The 1,347-nt window shown below is 63.7% G+C and carries 1 protein-coding gene; it reads right to left on the minus strand.

Annotation, left to right across the window (positions count from 1 at the left end):
• Nucleotides 1–69 precede the first annotated feature (69 nt).
• A partial coding sequence (locus tag FJ980_RS32035; RefSeq protein ID WP_140547494.1) for a hypothetical protein occupies nucleotides 70–1,347 on the minus strand: 1,278 nt, incomplete at its 5' end.

Consider the following 1,347-nt stretch of genomic DNA (forward strand, 5'->3'; position numbering starts at 1 on the left):
CGACAAACGGGGCCTTCCCGCCGCGTGCGTCCGTTACACCCTCACTGCCTCGCCTGCCACCGGTCTCTGCTACCGTTTTACCGGGGCGAACGGGACCGACCGCCGCCACCCGCCCAACCAGCTGTCGCGCTGCTGGTCCGGGTGCTCGATGTTCCATATGCGGTGACGCGCGAAATACCATGACGCCGCAAGGACGAAGATTTCGGAGACCGCGGAACCCAACAGCGACCACGGCGGAGGCGCGATTGCCAGCAGGATTGCGATCAGCGTCAGCCCGATTATTGCGCCACCGGTCGTGATGAACGCGACGGTCCGGAAATCGCCGAGGATCTCAAGGATGATGCGAGGCATGACATAAAGCATGACCGGGATGAAATTCGCGATCACGAAAAGTCCGATGAATCCGACCGAGGCATCCTGGAGGGCCTGGGATTTTATCATCGGCAGGACGAATAGGATGGCACATCCATAGACGAGGCCACCGATCCCCATGACCAGCGACCAGATCTTCGCTTGCGCCCAGACACGGCTTGTTTCGTTATTGCGCATCAGCTTCGCCAGCTCCGGCTGCGTCATGTTGAAGAGAGCAAGGCTGATGATGCGCAGTGGGGCAAACAGCACGAGGACCGCCGCCAGCGGCGCGTAAGCGGCGGGTCCGGCAATGCCCGCGACCAGCAGGGCCAGGCATTGACCCTGGATGTTCGTGGTGGTCGCGCTGAACGCCGACCAGCGCAGCTGCGGCCAGAGCCTTGTATAGCGGCGGCGCGTCGGCATGCGGAAGCTGATGCGAGGTGTGCGGCGCGCCAGCCGAACCAGGACGACGATGCCGAGCAGATTTGCGGCCGCAAGCGCATAAAAAACGGTTTGCAGCGCGTCCTTCGCCAACCACATGGTCAGTCCGGTCAGGATGATGCCGGTAATCGTGAAAGCGGCGTCGCTGATGGAGACGATCACCTGCTGGCGCCGAGCGAACAGTGCCGTGCGCATGTGGCTGCGCAGCGACCATGCGCCGACGAAGCAGCCGGCGGCGATGCCGCTCGGATCGCCCAGCAGATGCATCAGGATCGCCGTGCTGCCCGCCATCAGCAGCGACACCACAAGCGCCGCTGTTCCGAAGGCCACGTCATGGGCATCGACGCCGGCGCTGTTGGTGCTCTTGCCCATCCATATCGAGGCGGGGACGGCGGTGAGCGATCGGATGTACGACAGGCCGACGCCGCCCATCACCATGCCGATGGCGAAGAGACCGTAACCTTGCGCCGACAGCATGTGCAGCAGCGCGATGTTGAGGGCAAAGTGAAAGCCGCTCTGCATCGCCTCGCCGCCGACCATCAGCACGAGGCGTCG

This window comes from Mesorhizobium sp. B1-1-5 (assembly GCF_006443065.1).
Lineage (GTDB): Bacteria > Pseudomonadota > Alphaproteobacteria > Rhizobiales > Rhizobiaceae > Mesorhizobium.